This is a genomic window from Vibrio sp. SG41-7, from assembly GCF_014164465.1.
Taxonomy (GTDB): Bacteria; Pseudomonadota; Gammaproteobacteria; order Enterobacterales; family Vibrionaceae; genus Vibrio; species Vibrio splendidus.
This window is the reverse complement of sequence record NZ_JACJFF010000297.1, coordinates 1-1112: the sequence shown is the minus strand read 5'-3', so window position 1 is coordinate 1112 and position 1112 is coordinate 1. Positions and strand designations below refer to the sequence as shown.

Annotated in this window: 1 protein-coding gene; it reads left to right on the top strand. The window is 34.7% G+C overall.

The annotated features are described in order from the left end of the window. Nucleotides 1-488 precede the first annotated feature (488 nt). On the top strand, nt 489-899 hold the full coding sequence (locus H5300_RS26745) for a hypothetical protein (RefSeq protein ID WP_017084401.1): 411 nt from the start codon (nt 489-491) through the stop codon (nt 897-899). The last annotated feature ends 213 nt before the right edge of the window (nt 900-1112 follow it).

Genomic DNA, 1112 nt, shown 5'->3' with positions numbered 1-1112 from the left:
GAGAGGTTCGAAATCATCGGCGATATCAAATTAATGAATCCCAATATCAATGGGGAATGTTCGAATATCAAAGGCTCACACACAACGCAGGACTAGGGAAATTATGAGGGGATCCGTCAGCGCCCCGCTTACCCCGTAACTCATTACAATAAACAACCAATCCGCACACCATATTAAATATAAAACTAGTTGAATAATATATTGATGAAGTTTATATTACCCGCCATATACAACCACCTCCGTAATAAAGTGAAAAAATCATATTTATCAATAGGCTTGATGCAGAGGTTATAACGAATTCAGCTCCTGTCATTGCTTGTATCACTGTTGTTACATTCACAGTAGAGAATGTAGCTACTTCTTCCGGAGTGTTGGAAACTTATATAAAAGCAATTGACGACCATTCATTTGGTCCACTTAATGTTTCGGAGAATATACTGGCATCTCATTATGAGGCGACCAAAAAGTTACGGTTCTTGAGAGTACAAATGAAAGTATCAAACTATAAATATTCAATAATATGCCTAGTAATCATCACTGTATGCAGTTACCCATTCATATACTTCCCTTCTGGAGAGTATGATTCAGATAGAATTTACTTTGTTACTGTAATTAGTTCATTCATTGCATTTTTTTTATTAACATACACTATCGTACAGCTAGTACTAATAATAAAAAATAGAGACGATAAGCATCAATCTGAAAATCATCGTCTCGGTACTTATTTTATTATCGCTATATCACTATCTACTTTTTATTACTTAAAAGTTGAAGATTACAAGGAAAGTAGCACTAGCCACATATATTGTGGCTCAATAATGAAAATGAAACTGAGAAGTTCTGTGGGGCTTTTAGAAAAGTTTGCGCTTTCAAAAGAAAAATGTGGTAACGGTTTATGAATAAATCATTTCCATTTTTTAAGTTTTCTCTTGTTATCTTTAGCTATAGTTTCCTATCTTTTTTAGTTTATGGACTTGCAGTAGATACCAGGGCGGGATTCCACTTTGAATAAATATTAGCCAAAGATTATTTTTGAGCGATATTCACCAGACCAACCTGACTTTCTACGTTTGGCAGCCAAGCTATCTTTGTCACTCTCATCCTGCTTTATC